Origin of the sequence: Embleya sp. NPDC005971, assembly GCF_040629175.1 — a bacterium.
Classification (GTDB): Bacteria; Actinomycetota; Actinomycetes; order Streptomycetales; family Streptomycetaceae; genus Embleya.
Genome location: NZ_JBEXUX010000046.1, coordinates 41,099 through 54,539, shown reverse-complemented (window position 1 = coordinate 54,539; position 13,441 = coordinate 41,099). Strand labels below are relative to the sequence as shown.

Annotated in this window: 13 protein-coding genes; 7 read left to right on the top strand and 6 right to left on the bottom strand. The window is 70.9% G+C overall.

Annotated features, from left to right (window positions below; genetic code table 11):
• Positions 1-74 precede the first annotated feature (74 nt).
• A complete protein-coding gene (locus tag ABZ374_RS32520) occupies positions 75-1,004 on the top strand; it encodes a hypothetical protein (protein ID WP_360317903.1) in 930 nt (309 codons plus the stop codon).
• Between the two features lie 722 nt (positions 1,005-1,726).
• Here the strand turns inward: ABZ374_RS32520 and ABZ374_RS32515 are convergent.
• A complete protein-coding gene (locus tag ABZ374_RS32515; RefSeq protein WP_360317901.1) occupies positions 1,727-1,951 on the bottom strand; it encodes a hypothetical protein in 225 nt (74 codons plus the stop codon).
• A 701-nt stretch (positions 1,952-2,652) separates the two neighbouring features.
• Between ABZ374_RS32515 and ABZ374_RS32510 the strand changes: the two genes are divergently transcribed.
• Positions 2,653-3,834, top strand: a complete 1,182-nt coding sequence (locus ABZ374_RS32510) for a hypothetical protein (protein ID WP_360317899.1) — start codon at positions 2,653-2,655, stop codon at positions 3,832-3,834.
• A 651-nt stretch (positions 3,835-4,485) separates the two neighbouring features.
• Here the strand turns inward: ABZ374_RS32510 and ABZ374_RS32505 are convergent.
• Both ABZ374_RS32505 and ABZ374_RS32500 read right to left on the bottom strand, forming a co-directional pair.
• A complete protein-coding gene (locus tag ABZ374_RS32505; RefSeq protein ID WP_360317897.1) occupies positions 4,486-5,616 on the bottom strand; it encodes a HAMP domain-containing sensor histidine kinase in 1,131 nt (376 codons plus the stop codon).
• A complete protein-coding gene (locus tag ABZ374_RS32500; protein WP_360317895.1) occupies positions 5,609-6,313 on the bottom strand; it encodes a response regulator transcription factor in 705 nt (234 codons plus the stop codon). Before ABZ374_RS32500 ends, ABZ374_RS32505 begins: the two co-directional genes overlap by 8 nt.
• An 86-nt stretch (positions 6,314-6,399) precedes the next feature.
• Between ABZ374_RS32500 and ABZ374_RS32495 the strand changes: the two genes are divergently transcribed.
• Entirely contained in the window at positions 6,400-7,602 is a 1,203-nt protein-coding gene (locus ABZ374_RS32495; protein WP_360317893.1) for a peptidoglycan bridge formation glycyltransferase FemA/FemB family protein, read from the top strand.
• Between the two features lie 67 nt (positions 7,603-7,669).
• Here ABZ374_RS32495 and murF read toward each other — a convergent pair whose 3' ends face one another.
• Positions 7,670-9,013, bottom strand: coding sequence for a UDP-N-acetylmuramoyl-tripeptide--D-alanyl-D-alanine ligase (gene murF / locus ABZ374_RS32490; protein WP_360317890.1), 1,344 nt, complete (start codon positions 9,011-9,013; stop codon positions 7,670-7,672).
• Positions 9,014-9,179: 166 nt separating this feature from the next.
• Here murF and ABZ374_RS32485 point away from each other — a divergent pair, with 166 nt between their 5' ends.
• From ABZ374_RS32485 to vanX, 3 genes are read left to right on the top strand one after another with little or no spacing between them, the layout of a single operon-like run.
• Positions 9,180-10,220, top strand: a complete 1,041-nt coding sequence (locus tag ABZ374_RS32485; RefSeq protein WP_360317888.1) for a D-isomer specific 2-hydroxyacid dehydrogenase family protein — start codon at positions 9,180-9,182, stop codon at positions 10,218-10,220.
• Positions 10,213-11,253: a D-alanine--(R)-lactate ligase gene (vanA, locus tag ABZ374_RS32480; protein ID WP_360317886.1), complete on the top strand. Its 1,041-nt coding sequence runs from the start codon at positions 10,213-10,215 to the stop codon at positions 11,251-11,253. The genes ABZ374_RS32485 and vanA overlap by 8 nt, the downstream gene beginning before the upstream one ends.
• Positions 11,250-11,858, top strand: coding sequence for a D-Ala-D-Ala dipeptidase VanX (gene vanX, locus ABZ374_RS32475; RefSeq protein ID WP_360317884.1), 609 nt, complete (start codon positions 11,250-11,252; stop codon positions 11,856-11,858). The genes vanA and vanX overlap by 4 nt, the downstream gene beginning before the upstream one ends.
• A gap of 220 nt (positions 11,859-12,078) precedes the next feature.
• Here vanX and ABZ374_RS32470 read toward each other — a convergent pair whose 3' ends face one another.
• Positions 12,079-12,249, bottom strand: a complete 171-nt coding sequence (locus ABZ374_RS32470) for a hypothetical protein (RefSeq protein ID WP_360317993.1) — start codon at positions 12,247-12,249, stop codon at positions 12,079-12,081.
• A 310-nt stretch (positions 12,250-12,559) separates the two neighbouring features.
• Between ABZ374_RS32470 and ABZ374_RS32465 the strand changes: the two genes are divergently transcribed.
• Positions 12,560-12,871, top strand: a complete 312-nt coding sequence (locus ABZ374_RS32465; RefSeq protein WP_360317882.1) for a hypothetical protein — start codon at positions 12,560-12,562, stop codon at positions 12,869-12,871.
• A 126-nt stretch (positions 12,872-12,997) separates the two neighbouring features.
• Here ABZ374_RS32465 and ABZ374_RS32460 read toward each other — a convergent pair whose 3' ends face one another.
• The gene (locus tag ABZ374_RS32460) at positions 12,998-13,231 is read right to left on the bottom strand and encodes a hypothetical protein (RefSeq protein WP_360317880.1); all 234 of its coding nucleotides are present in this window, start codon (positions 13,229-13,231) and stop codon (positions 12,998-13,000) included.
• Between the last annotated feature and the right edge of the window lie 210 nt (positions 13,232-13,441).

The following is a 13,441-nucleotide window of genomic DNA, read 5'->3' as shown; positions in this document are numbered from 1 at the left end:
GGCCTTCCCTGCGGGTGTCTGCTGCTCGGCGCGGACGCGGACCTGCTCGAGCGCGTTGCCCGTAGCCTCTGCGCGTGACGCTTATGAAGCAAATATGTGGGCGCCTGGCGCTCCTGTGCGCGGTGGTGGCCGTGGTCGTCGGCAATCTGCCGCTCTTCCTCGTCCCGCCCAAGGGCGCAATGCTGTATCCGGCCGTCGCGGCGCCGGCGTTCGCCGTCGCCTGGGCCGCGTTGTCCGCGTCCGACCGGCGCGGTATCGCGCGTGTGGACCTCGACAAGCCGGACACCTCCCGCCAGGCGCGTCCCGGCTCCGCCTGGCCCGTACGCATCGGCCTCGCCGTCGTCGTCGGCCTCGGCAGCGGTGCCGCGCTGATCCAGGTGATCGGACCCGACGGCGAGTACGGGCGCCGCGTGGCCGAGGTCCGCGAGGCCGGCGGCGGACGCCACACCCTGCCCATCGACAGCGTCGTCGGCACGGCGCGCCGAACCGGCACGAGCATCAACGAGCAGGACCAGTACGCCGCCACGGTCACCGTCACCGTCCCGTTCACCGACGGCCCGCGCAGTGTCACCGTGTCGGGGGTGCGCACGCTCGATGCGCCCGCCCCTGGTCGCGCCGCACATCTGGTCTATGCCGCCGATCACCCGGAACTCGGCGTCCACGACGACCCGTACGGGTTCTTCGACACCACCTTCCCGATGATCTTCATATGGGCGTTCACCGGCGTTCTCACGCTCGTCCTCGCCGGCGGCTTCGCCACCGTGAACATCGGCCGCCTGCGGATCTTCCATCCGCGTGTGCACCTGCCGGCCATGCTGATCCTCGGCGCGGGCGGCGCGCTGCTGCTGCCCCTGGTACTCGGCCACCCGGACGGCAGCACGGACATCCTCCTCGCCGTCCCGGCCGCCGCGGCGCCCTGGGCCGCGGCGGTGTGGATGATCGTCAAACTCGGGCGCCTGCACGGCACGGACGCGGTGTTCGCACCCACCCACTTCGATGCCTGAGTCGCGATATCGCCCGGGTATCGGAGTTCCGAGGTAGTCCTCCCAGGTCCGGACGCCCACCGCGTTCTCCGGCGTAATGGCTTCGTCCACTTCCAGGAGGAGCATTTGGCGATGGGTTCGACGGCAGCAGACGATCATCAGGGCCAAGGATGTTCGCCGATTTCGACGGCACGGCTGAGGCGGGTGTTTCGGGGCGATGATGCCTTGTGGTGTGGACGTCACGGCTTCCCCGTCCTCGGGGCCGCGTCATTGCCTGGCGTGTGGCCCTGCGCGGGCCGTTCCGACCTTGCCTGGCGGAGGAACTCGTTGTGGGCGTCGCCCGGGAAGAGCGTGTCGTTTCGGAACGAGGCGTCCGAGGACTCGAACAACACCGCTGCATGCGGCGGTCGAGGCTGCGGCGGACGATCGGCGACGACGTCCCGAAGGATCCGCCGGCTCGGCGGATCTTCGCTCTCAGGGGTTGCCGCCGCAACCGGCCCGCATCCCTCTCCCGCCGTCTTCGTTGGTCTTCGCGCTGGTGCTCGGAATCTCCGGGTGCCGCCTTGACGGGTCGGGTGCGAGGAAGGTGTGCCGGTGACGTCCCGGTTGCGGGTGATCCGAGGTGGCGGTGTCCCGCTTGAACCGGTGACCGCCGATCCGTTCGACTGCGGCGCCCCGGTCGCGGTCGGCATCATCGGCGGCGAACACCGCTGCCGCGTCCACCGCATCCGCGACGCTCCCGCTCACCAGCCGGTGGGTATGTCCGCCAGTGCGTACTCGTCCTGTCCGCGGGCGCAGAGCGCCAAGCGGACGTCCTTGCCGCTGCGGTCCCTTCCGATCATCGACGCGACGGGTGGCTCGGTGCAGTCGCTGCCGTGCAGGCTGCATCGTTCCCGGTGGGCGACAGTGTTCTTGCGGTGGTGGTCCGGGCTGTATCGCGTCCACCTGATCGGTGTGTAGCGTGCCATCGCCGGTCGCCCCCTCGGTCGGTGCGAGGTCTTTCACGGTCGTGTCGGGGCACAGGGAGGAACATCGGCCGATCGAGGTCGCGATTGACGATCGGCGACATGCGGCTCCGGTGACGCGTCCGCAGGCGCCCCGACTGTGCGACACACCGTACGCTCCGCGGTTGCTCTTCCTTGTGGAACCCGCCGATTTGCCAGGAGCGTTCGCGATTCTGCCCCGGCGGGTGCCGCCGTCGGGCGTGGTTGGGGCCTCGTCACCGATCACGCCACCACGGGAGCGCCGGAGGCGCGGTATCCGGCCCGGATCCGTGTCAGGTTGCCTCCGTGTGTGAGGGGTCGCGTCGGTGCGCACCTCGTATGCCGGTTCCGCCGCGAACAACTGGGTTCGCGTGTCATCGTGAGGCGGAGGGCCCCACGACGGCGGATGGGCGGTGTTGCGCGCCGTCGCTCTCGTCGGGGCCGTCGTGCGGGCGCGATCGCACCGATGGGGGATGCGGGGCCACTCGGACTCCGGGCCGCAGCGGTGTCGATATGCCGGAAGGGGCCTCGAGCTCATGTCCACGACCGTTTCGTCCCACTTACGTCTACCGCGAACGCGGCGGCGCCTGGGCGCCGTCGTCTCCTCGTGTGCGCTGTTGTGCGGGGGCCTGGTGGCTCTGGCGGCGTCCCCGGCGTCGGCCGCCGGAGTGTGCGCCGTCCCCGTGGTGACCGCGACCACCACCACGATCACCTGCACGGCCGGCGGCACCGGCAGCCTGACCGTGCCGGCCGACGTCACCTTCGGGCAGGTCGTCCTCGACGGCGCGGGCGGCGGCGCCTCGGCCGACGGAGTACCCGGCGGCAAGGGCGCCCATGTCGAGGCGACCCTGGCCGTGACCGCGGGCACCACACTCAACGTCGTCGTCGGCTCCCGCGGGGGACGCCTGAGCGGCTACCGCGGTTCCTCCGGTCTCGGCGGTGGCCTTGTCGCGGTCACCGACTCCGGCGGCACCCGTCTGCTGACCGCCGGTTCCGGCGGCGGCGCGGGCGGGCCCGGTGTCGCGACCCCCGCCTTCCCGGGCACGCCCGGCGGCGACAGCGGTGCCGCCGGGTCCGCCGGTGCCGGCGACTCCGTCGGAGGGGGAGGGGGAGGCGGCGGCGCCGGGAGCGCGACCGCGGGCGGCGCCGGCGGCACGGGAGCGGGCGCCGGACAAACCCCCGGACCCAGCGCGGGCAACCCGGGCGCGTGGCCGAACGCGGCCGGAGGGTTCCCCAGCCCCAACATCTACGACGGCGCCGGCTACGGCGGCCAGGGCGGCGCGGGCTACGGCTCCGGCGGTGCCGGTGGTGGCGGCGGCGTGAACGTCGTCCCCGGAGGGGGGCAGACCGGTGGTGCCGGCGGCAGCGGGGGCGGCGGCTCCAGCCTGGTGTCCGGAACCGTTCCCGGTTCACCTTCCTCGGTCACCGACGGCGTCAACGCCGGCAACGGCCTCGTCGTCTTCACCTTCCCCAACCCCAAGGCCGACATCGACGTCGACGTCACCGCGCAGCCACACCTGGGCATCCTGGTGCCGTACCTGACCTACACGCTGACCGCGCACAACACCGGACCCGACGCCGTCACCTCGGCCACCCTCACCGCCACGCTGCCCACCGGCGCGACCGCCACCGACCTTTCGCCCGGATGCACCACGACCACCGACACCGTGACCTGTTCCTACGGCGCCATCGCCAACGGTTCCAACTCCGCCAAGTCGTTCCGCGTCCCGCTGCACCTGCTGTCGTTGGGACACGTCTCCGTCACCGGCACGCGCACCGCGTCCGCGCCTGCCGACCCCAACTCCGCCAACGACAGCGCCACCGCCACTTGCACCGTGGTCTCCGTCGTCCTCGCCATCTGCCCCTGACCGCCCCACCCGCCCATCCGGACACGGCTCAGCCGGGTTCGGATGGGACGCTCGTTCGACGTGATCGAGACCCGCCGGCCGAATGCCCGCCGCGGCAGCGCGTGTTCGACCGCCTCCCCACCCGCACAAGCGGGCGCCTCGGCGCGGAGCGCCACGAGGGAGAGGGCGGTGCGCGGGTGGACCGAAACGGTACATGTCGTCGGCCGGGCGTCGAACGCGGAGGGAAATCCGATGTCGACGTCGTCCCACGGGCGTTCCCCCGAGACCTTCCGCACGCCGTACCCGTCGGGGCATGCGACTCGGCCTCGGGACGCCGTCGCCGGGCACGGCATCCGCGCGGAGGGCCCCCGGCGCCCCGGCTCCCCGAACGGGCCATGCCCGCCGGGCCGTCGGCGCTCCCCGGCGGCGGCCGCGGCCGCCGCCGGCGACATCCGCCCGTCCAGGTACGGCGCAAGTATCCGGTAGCGGGCCATCGCCACCGCGCCGACCGCGGGCTCGGAGGCGGCGAGGCGGCCGGCGTCGGCCCGGGATCCGGCACTCCCGGCTGGATCGTGGACGGCCGGATCGTTCCGCGGCGCGCCGCCCGCGGACCCACCGAACGATTCAGTCGCCCATGGCGATAGCGAAGAACGGCTTCGGCGCCGCTCGGGCTCAGAGGCGGACGACCTCGGCGGCGGGCACGGCCGGTGGGAGTTCCACGGTGATGCGGAGCCCGCCAGTGGGGCGCGGGGTGAGCGTGAGGGTTCCGTTGTGTGCGCGCGTGATGGTCTTGACGATGGTCAGGCCGAGGCCGACGCCCGCGTGGTCGGCGTGGAGGCGCTCGGTGCCGCGCTGGAACGGTTCGGTGAGTGTCGAGGCCAGTTCCGGGGTGACCATCCCGCCGGTGTTCTCGACGGCGAGGACCGCGGCGTCGGGGCGAAGGCTCGTATGCACCCACACGGTGCCGTGGTCGGGCAGATTGTGGACGATCGCGTTGTGCACGAGGTTCGTGGTCAGTTGCAGCAGGAGCGCGGGTGAGCCGAGGGCAGGGGTGACGTCGCCGGAGGTCTCGAGGGTGACGTCGTGCTTCTCGGCCAGGGGGAGGAGAGTTTCGACGGTCTCCTCCGCCATCAGGGACAGGTCGCCGGATTCGAGGGTGAAGGACCGCCGGCCGGCGCGGCTGAGCAGGAGCAGCGCCTCGGTGAGGTCGATCGCCCGGGTGTTGACGGAGTGGAGACGTTCGATGAGTTCGGCGGCATCGTGGTCCGGATCGTTGCGGGCGACGTCGAGAAGTGTCTGCGCGATCGCCAGCGGGGTGCGCAGTTCGTGGGAGGCGTTGGCCGCGAATCTCTGTTGTTCGGCGACGTGTGCTTCGAGCTGCGCGAGCATCGTGTCGAAAACGTCGGCGAGTTCGCGGAACTCGTCGTTGGGGCCCGCCAGACGGATCCGGTGGGTCAGTGATCCGTGCGAGGCCATCCGCGCCGCGTCCGCGATCCGGGTGAGCGGTGCGAGCATGCGTCCGGCGAGGATCCATCCCCCCACGAGGCCGAACACGAGGAGGAAGGCCAGCGCCGCGACGGCGGCAGGGGTGAAGCCGCGCATGAGTTCGGAGCGGCCGGGCCCGGTGACGATGATCACCGAGTCGTGCTCCTGCTTGTACTCGTCCGGGTGGGTGCGGGTCGGCACCCAGCGCAGTACGAACACCCAGAACACGGCCAGCATGAGGGTGCCGGCGACGAGGACGAATCCGGCGTAGCTGAAGGTGAGCTTCAGCCGGGCGCTGAGCCCCGCTCGTCTATGCATGAGTGCCGCCGGGTCCGGGGGTGTCCAGGGTGTCCGTGCCGGTGTCGATTCGGTAGCCGACACCGGGCACCGTGGCGATCAGCCACGGTTCGCCGAGACGTTTGCGCAACGCGGAGATGGTGATGCGGACGGCGTTGGTGAAGGGGTCGGCGTTGCTGTCCCAGGCCCGCTCCAGGAGCTCTTCGGCGCTGACCACACCGCCTTCGGCGGCGACGAGCACTTCGAGTACGGCGAACTGCTTCCGGGTGAGCGCGACGTAGCGGCCGTCGCGGTAGACCTGGCGGCGGAACGCGTCCAGCCGCAGGCCCGCGATCTCGCGCACCGGCGGCCTGCTGTACGCCCGCCTGCGGTCGAGTGCCCTGAGCCTGAGCACGAGTTCCCGGAGTTCGAACGGCTTCGTGAGGTAGTCGTCGGCGCCGAGTTCGAACCCGGTGGTCTTGTCGTCCAGCCGGTCGGCGGCGGTAAGCATGAGGATCGGCATGCCGCTGCCGGAGGCGACGATGCGCCGGGTGATCTCGTCGCCGTCGGGGCCGGGGATGTCCCGGTCGAGGACGGCGATGTCGTACGCGTTGACGCTCAGCAGCTCCAGGGCGGTGTCCCCGTCCCCCGCGATATCGCCGGCGATCGCCTCCAGGCGCAGACCATCGCGGATCGCCTCCGCCATCAGGGGTTCGTCCTCGACGATCAACACACGCACGCTCCGAGGCTACGAGGCGACGCGTATCGTCGGCGTATCGAAAACCGGATACGCGCCGACAACACCGCAGCGAGTCGACTGGGCGGATGAACCACAGCGAACCGGCACGACCGGCGGGTATGCGTCCGAGCATCCGGCCGATCAGCGACGCCGAGCACTTGGCGTTCGTCCGGACCCAGCGGTCGGTCAGCTTCCTGCAGACCCCGGCGTGGGGCCAGGTCAAGACCGAATGGCGCAGCGAGTCCCTCGGCTGGTACGACGGGCGGCGGCTGGTCGGCGCCGGGCTCGTGCTGCACCGCCCGGTGCCGCGGCTGGAGCGCTACACGCTGGCCTACCTGCCCGAAGGCCCGGCCATCGACTGGACCGGCGACATCGGCGCGTGGCTCGACCCGTTGGCGGCCCACCTCAAGGCGCACGGCGCGTTCGCGATCCGGCTCGGACCGCCCGTGCGCACGGATGCCTGGAGTGCCGCCCAGGTCAAGGAGGGCATCGCCGACCCGGGCAGCAAGCGGCTCACCGACATGCCCACCTGGCAGGCCCATCCGGTCGGCGCCCGCGTGGCCGCCGGCCTCAGGGACGCCGGCTGGCTGCCGCAGAGCCCCGAGAACGGCTTCGGGGTCGGGCATCCGCAGTTCAAGTACGAGATCCCGCTGGCAGGCAGGACCGAGGACGACCTGCTCGGGGGCATGAACCAGCTCTGGCGCCGCAACATCAAGAAGGCCGCCAAGGAAGGCGTCGAGGTCACGGTCGCCGGGGGACCGACAGGTGCCTCGGCGGAAGACGGACAGGCAGGTGCGGGCCGCGTCGCTGCGGACCTGAAGGCGTTCCACGACCTCTACGTCCACACCGCCGAACGCGACCGCTTCAGACCCCGGCCGCTGCGCTACTTCGAGACCATGTTCGCGGCGATGAGCGCCGAGGACCCCGAGCGGATCAGGCTCTACCTGGCCCACCACCAGGGCGACCTGGTCGCCGCGACCATCCTCGTCCGCGTCGGCGCCCACGCGTGGTACTCCTACGGCGCCTCCTCCACCCGCAAGCGCGAGGTACGCGGCTCCAACGCCTGCCAGTGGGCGATGATCCGCGACGCGCTGGCGGCCGGCTGCGACGTCTACGACCTGCGCGGCATCACCCCCACCCTCGATTCCGACGACCCACACGTCGGACTGATCCGGTTCAAGGTCGGCACCGGCGGTCAGGCGGTCAGGTACGCCGGCGAGTGGGACCTGCCGCTGCGGCCGATGGTCTACCGGGCCTTCGACCTGTACATGCGGCGGCGGGGGCGATGAGGGCGGATCGGGTACACGGATCGCCCGGCCCGCGCCCCGGCCGGGCGCCGACCCACCGAGCAACCGGCTACGCCAACGCCGCGGCGACCTCGTCGAGGCGTGCCCCGCGCGAGGCCTTGACCAGCACCACGTCGTCGGCGGCGAGGCGGCCGCGCAGCCAGTCCACGGCCGCGGCGTTGTCGGTCAGTGCCACCGCCCGCTCGCCCGCGCCGTCGGCGATCGGCCGGGCGGCCTCGCCGACCGCGGCGACCACGTCGGCCCGGGAGGCGGCGTACTCCCCGATGGCGCGGTGCTCGGCCCCGCCGGCGGCACCGAGCTCCAGCATTTCGCCGAGGACGGCGATGCGGCGCCCGCCCTCGATCGTGGCCAGCGCGTCCAGGGCCGCGCGGGTCGACTCGGGGTTGGCGTTGTAGGAGTCGTTGAGCAGCGTCGCGCCGCACGCGAGGCCGCGCAGCTCCATACGCCACTTCGACAGCGAGGCGGAGGCCGCCGCGGCCGTCGCCACGTCGAGCGGTACGCCGAGCGCCAGCCCCGCCGCCACGGCGGCCGACGCGTTGAACGCCTGGTGGGCGCCGACGAACGGCAGTGCCAGGGGAGCCGAGGCGTCGGCGGTCCGCAGCGTGCAGGACGGCCGGCCGAGCCGGTCCAGCGCGACATCGAGCACTCGTACGTCGGCGTGCGCCGCCCGGCCGAAGGTCAGCACCGGGCCGTCGGTGAGCGCGCGCATGGCGGCCACCCGGGGGTCGTCGGCGTTGAGTACGGCGGTGCCGCCGGCCGCCAGCCCCTGCACCAGCTCGCCCTTGGCTTTGGCGATGGCCGCGCGCGACCCGAACTCGCCGAGGTGGGCCTGGCCGACGTTGAGGACGACGGCGACGTCGGGCGCGGCCAACGCGGTGAGGTCGGCGATGTCGTCGATGTGGCGGGCTCCCATCTCGAGGACGAGGAAGCGGGTGGCCGCGTCGGCGCGCAGCATGGTGAGCGGCACACCGAGCTCGTTGTTGAGCGAGCCGAATGTGGCGACCGTTGGTGCGGCACCCGAAAGCACCGCCGCCAGCAGGTCCTTGGTGCCGGTCTTGCCCTGGGAACCGGTCAGCCCGACGACGGTCAGCCGGTCGCGCAGCCGGGCCACGACGTGAGTGGCGAGGGCTTGCAGCGCGGCCTGGGCGTCCTCGACGACGACGGTGGGGAGCGCGGTGGGCCGGGAGCCGAGCACGGCCACTGCACCGGCCCGGCCGGCCTGGGCGGCGTAGTCGTGGCCGTCGACCCGCTCGCCGGCGACGGCGACGAAGAGGCCGCCCGGCTCGGCCTGCCGACCGTCGAGTACGGCCGGCGCGGTCACCGTGACGCAGGAGTCGCCCTTGACCGTCCCGCCGACGATCGCGGCGATCTCGTCGAGGCCGAGCGGGATCATGAGGTTGCTTCGCGGTAGGTCATGCCTCCAGTGAAAGCGGCGCGGCGTTGCGCGAGCGTATGCGGATTTCCATACACCGACGAAATGCTATCGAGAAGTAGCTTATTGTCGGCATATCGAAAACCGCATACGCTCGCGCAACGCCGCGCCGCTTTCACTGGGACGCATGACGTACAGCGAACCAGCGCGAACAGGCGCCCGCCGCACCCGATCGCCGGCGCCGCTTTCCTCCTCGGTCGCCGCGACAACGGGGATCACCATATATGGATGCGGGCCCGACGAGGCCGCATTGTTCCGGGAGCTGGCGCCTCCCTTCGGTGTCCTGCCGACCATTGCCGAGGCCCCGGTATCCGACGCCAATATCGACCTGGCACTCGGAAACCGATGCATCAGCATCGGACACAAGACCCGGATCGCAAACTCCACATTGCTCGAGCTCCGCCGAGCCGGCGTCACGTACGTCTCCACCAGAAGCATCGGCTACAACCACATCGATGTGCCGTACGCGGAGAGTATCGGCATTTCCGTGGAGAATGTCACCTACTCGCCCGACAGCGTGGCCGACTACACGCTCATGCTCATGCTCATGGCGGTACGCCACGCGAAATCCGTCATTCGCCGCGCGGACGTGCACGACTACCGGCTGCACGACGTGCGCGGGAAGGAACTGCGGGACCTGACCGTGGGTGTGGTCGGAACCGGACGCATCGGTGCGGCGGTCATCGACAGGCTGCGGGGCTTCGGCTGCCGAATACTGGCCCACGACACCGGCCCCAAGACCACCGCCGACTACGTCCCCCTCGATGAATTGCTGCGCCGGAGCGACATGGTGACGCTCCACACGCCGCTCACCGCGGAAACCCACCACCTCCTCGACCGCCGACGCATCCGGCACATGAGGCACGGTGCCTTCATCGTCAATACCGGACGCGGCGCACTGCTGGACACCGAGGCCCTCGTGGCGGCCTTGGAAAGCGGCAGATTGGGTGGTGCCGCGTTGGACGTCCTCGAAGGCGAGGAGGGAATCTTCTACGCCGACTGCAGCGACAAACCCCTGCGCAGCGATCTCTTGCTGCGACTGCAAAAACTTCCGAATGTGCTGGTCAGTCCGCACACCGCCTACTACACGGACCGCGCCCTGCGCGACACCGTCGAAAACTCCATGGCCAACTGCCTGAAACACGAGAGCGGGAACCAGCATGGCTAGGCCCAGGGTCGGCATCATCTTCGGGGGCCGTTCCGAAGAGCACTTCATCTCCGTCAAATCCGCACAGGAGGTCGCCGGAAGCCTCGACACCGAAAAGTACGAGCCGTTCTACATCGGAATCACGAAGAGCGGCGCCTGGCTGCTCTGCGACCGTCCCGGCCCGGGCTGGGAGAACGGTGGCGCCCGTCCGGCCGTGCTGGCGCCGGACAGCGGCGTGCGCGGCCTGCTCGTGCTGGACCGGGGGCGATACGAAACCATCGGCCTGGACGTCGTGTTGCCCGTGCTGCACGGCAAGCTGGGCGAGGACGGTGCGATACAGGGCCTGCTGGAGCTCTCCGGCATCCCCTACGCGGGCTGCGACGTACAGAGTTCCGCCGTGTGCATGGACAAGTCCCTCGCCTACGTCGTCGCCCGGAGCGCCGGAATCGCCACCCCGGACTTCCGGATCGTCGCGGCGGACGAGAACATCGACCCCGACCGGCTCACCTATCCCGTCTTCGTGAAGCCGGCCCGTTCCGGGTCGTCCTTCGGCGTCAGCAAGGTGTCCCGGACGTCGGAACTGCAGTGCGCGGTGGAATCCGCGAGGCAGTACGACACGAAGGTGCTGATCGAACAGGCCGTCGTCGGCAGCGAGGTCGGATGCGCCATCCTGGGGAACGGCCTGGACGTGATCGCCGGCGAGGTCGACCGCATCGCGCTGTCCCACGGCTTCTTCCGCATCCACCAGGAGGACGAGCCGGAAAGCGGCTCCGAGAACTCGACACCCGTCGTTCCCGCCGACATCTCGGCGGCGTCGCGAGCACGTGTCCAGGACACCGCAAAGGCCGTATACCGCGCCATGGGCTGCCGGGGGCCGGCACGGGTGGACATGTTCCTCGCGGGCGACGGAAAAGTGATCCTCAACGAGGTCAACACGCTGCCCGGCCTGACCTCCTACAGCCGCTACCCGCGCATGATGGCGGCGGCCGGGCTGCCGCTCGCCGAAGTGCTCGACCGGATGGTGTCGCAGGCCCTGACGGGAACAGTCCGATGAACCATGACTTCGTCTTCGCGGACGAGTTCGTCCCCGGAATACGCTGGGACGCCAAGTACGCCACCTGGGACAACTTCACCGGCAAGCCGGTGGACGGCTACCTGGCCAATCGCATCGTCGGGACAAGGGCGTTGTGCGCGGCCCTGAACCGAGCACGAAAAGAGGCCGAGACCCTCGGCTTCGGCCTGCTCCTCTGGGACGGCTACCGCCCGCAACACGCCGTGGACTGCTTTCTGCGCTGGTCACAGCAGCCGGAGGACGGCCGGACGAAGCCCCGGCATTATCCGAACATCGACCGAACCGAGATGTTCGACCATGGATACGTGGCCGCCAAGTCGGGCCACAGCCGGGGCGCCACCGTCGACCTCACGCTCTTCCACCTGGACACCGGTGAACTCGCCCCCATGGGCGGCGACCACGACCTGATGGACTCGATCTCCCATCACGGAGCACCAGGGATCACACCGGTCGAAGCGAGGAACCGCCTGCACCTTTCCGCGATCATGGAGGCCTGCGGTTTCAGCTCCTACGACCGCGAGTGGTGGCACTACACCCTGAAGGACGAACCGTATCCGGACACGTATTTCGACTTCCCCATCACCTAACCTCGACGTTTCGTGACGGCCCGTCAGCTTGCCGGCGGGTCGTGGGTGTCCTGGGGTGTGTGGATGTCCGGTGCTTGGGTGTGCCGGCGGCCCGGCTGTCGCGTCGGGTGGGCGCCGGCTCCCACGGCCCGGGCGCGTGGTGCAGTGCTCGAAGGCCGCTGGTCAGCCGGGGGTTCGGGAGTGTGTCCAGGCGGCCGGCCGCGCCGGTGACCACGTGGGTTCACGGCCAGTGGCGGGCGAGCCGCAGGATCGTTCGACGGCCGGTCGTGACGATCTGTGCGGCGGAGCACAGCCGCAGGCGCAGTCGCTCGCCGGTCAACCCACCCACGGCGTACCGGCTGACTGCACCGACCCGGATGCCCTGGGCCGGCTCGGGGTCCCCGAATTCCACAAGCGCTCGTGGCCATCGGCACCGTCCTGAAGCCGGCATCCTGGCCACGTCGATCCTCGTCGAACTCGGTATCGCCGACATCGGGCCAAGGCGGTCAGCCGTCAGCATGGCCGGGCTCGTCCACCAACCACCGCATCATCGCCACCCGGGCGGCCGCGCAGTTGTCGCGGGGAATGCCGGATTCCCCGCGACAACGTATCCCGGTCTCCGGAGCCGCACCACGCTCACCTGCCGCGCTGTCGCTGCGTCGGTGCCGCCCGGCATCCTCGACGTGTACGCATTTCCTGCGACACCGACCCGGGAGCCCGCGATGGCCCGGATCCACCAGTTGCCGACGACGACCGCGCCGACTTTCGACCACGCGGCCGCAGCGTTCCTCGCCGCGCACACCGCCGGCCCCGGCGCGCGGTCGATGGGCACCGCGAAGAAGTACCGCGAGACCTTCACCGCGCTCGGCGCCACGCCGGACTCAGCGGCCGCCGCATCGATCGCGTTGCTGGACGGACCGGCCGGCGCGGCAGGCGGCGTTCACCACCCCGGCTCCGGCGACCTACGCCCGGCACCGGTCCGCACTGCGCTCGGGCATCGCTTGGTGGCAGGACGCCGGATGGGTCACCGCTGACCCGAGCATCGGCCTGGTCCGGCCGAAGATCCCGGTCGACACCACCCGGGCCCTGACCCGCGCGCAGGTCGATGCCGTCTTCCGCCTTGACGCGCCGCTACGGGAGAAGACCCTCCGGCGCCTCGCCTACGAATCGGCCGGACCGAACGCCACGAAGTTCGCGGGGCTCGTGGGTGCCTCGCGCGCCGCTGCGGCGAGGGTGCGGTTCATGCGCTTCTGAAGCAGGTCGAACGCGAGCTTGCCGTCGTGCCACACCACCAACTCGCCGTCCAGCAACACCCCTTCCGGCAGATCGCGCTCGCCCGCGGCGGCGATGTCGACGAATCCGTCCGTCGGGCGGGTGCCTCTGCGCGAGATCACCTGGACCGGTCCGTCGGTCGGGCGCAGCAGCCAGGCGCGAAAGTTGGGAACAGCCGAGGTGTCCCACGGGGGTAGATGTCTCAGTCCGGGGCCGCGCCTCGCGCATCGCGTCGCCGAGCCGATACAGCGTCGGTTGTCTCCACGGCCCGGCTTCGTTGTCACGCGAACCGGACCGTCTTCCGACAGTGGCGGGGAGAGGCCACGGACGGG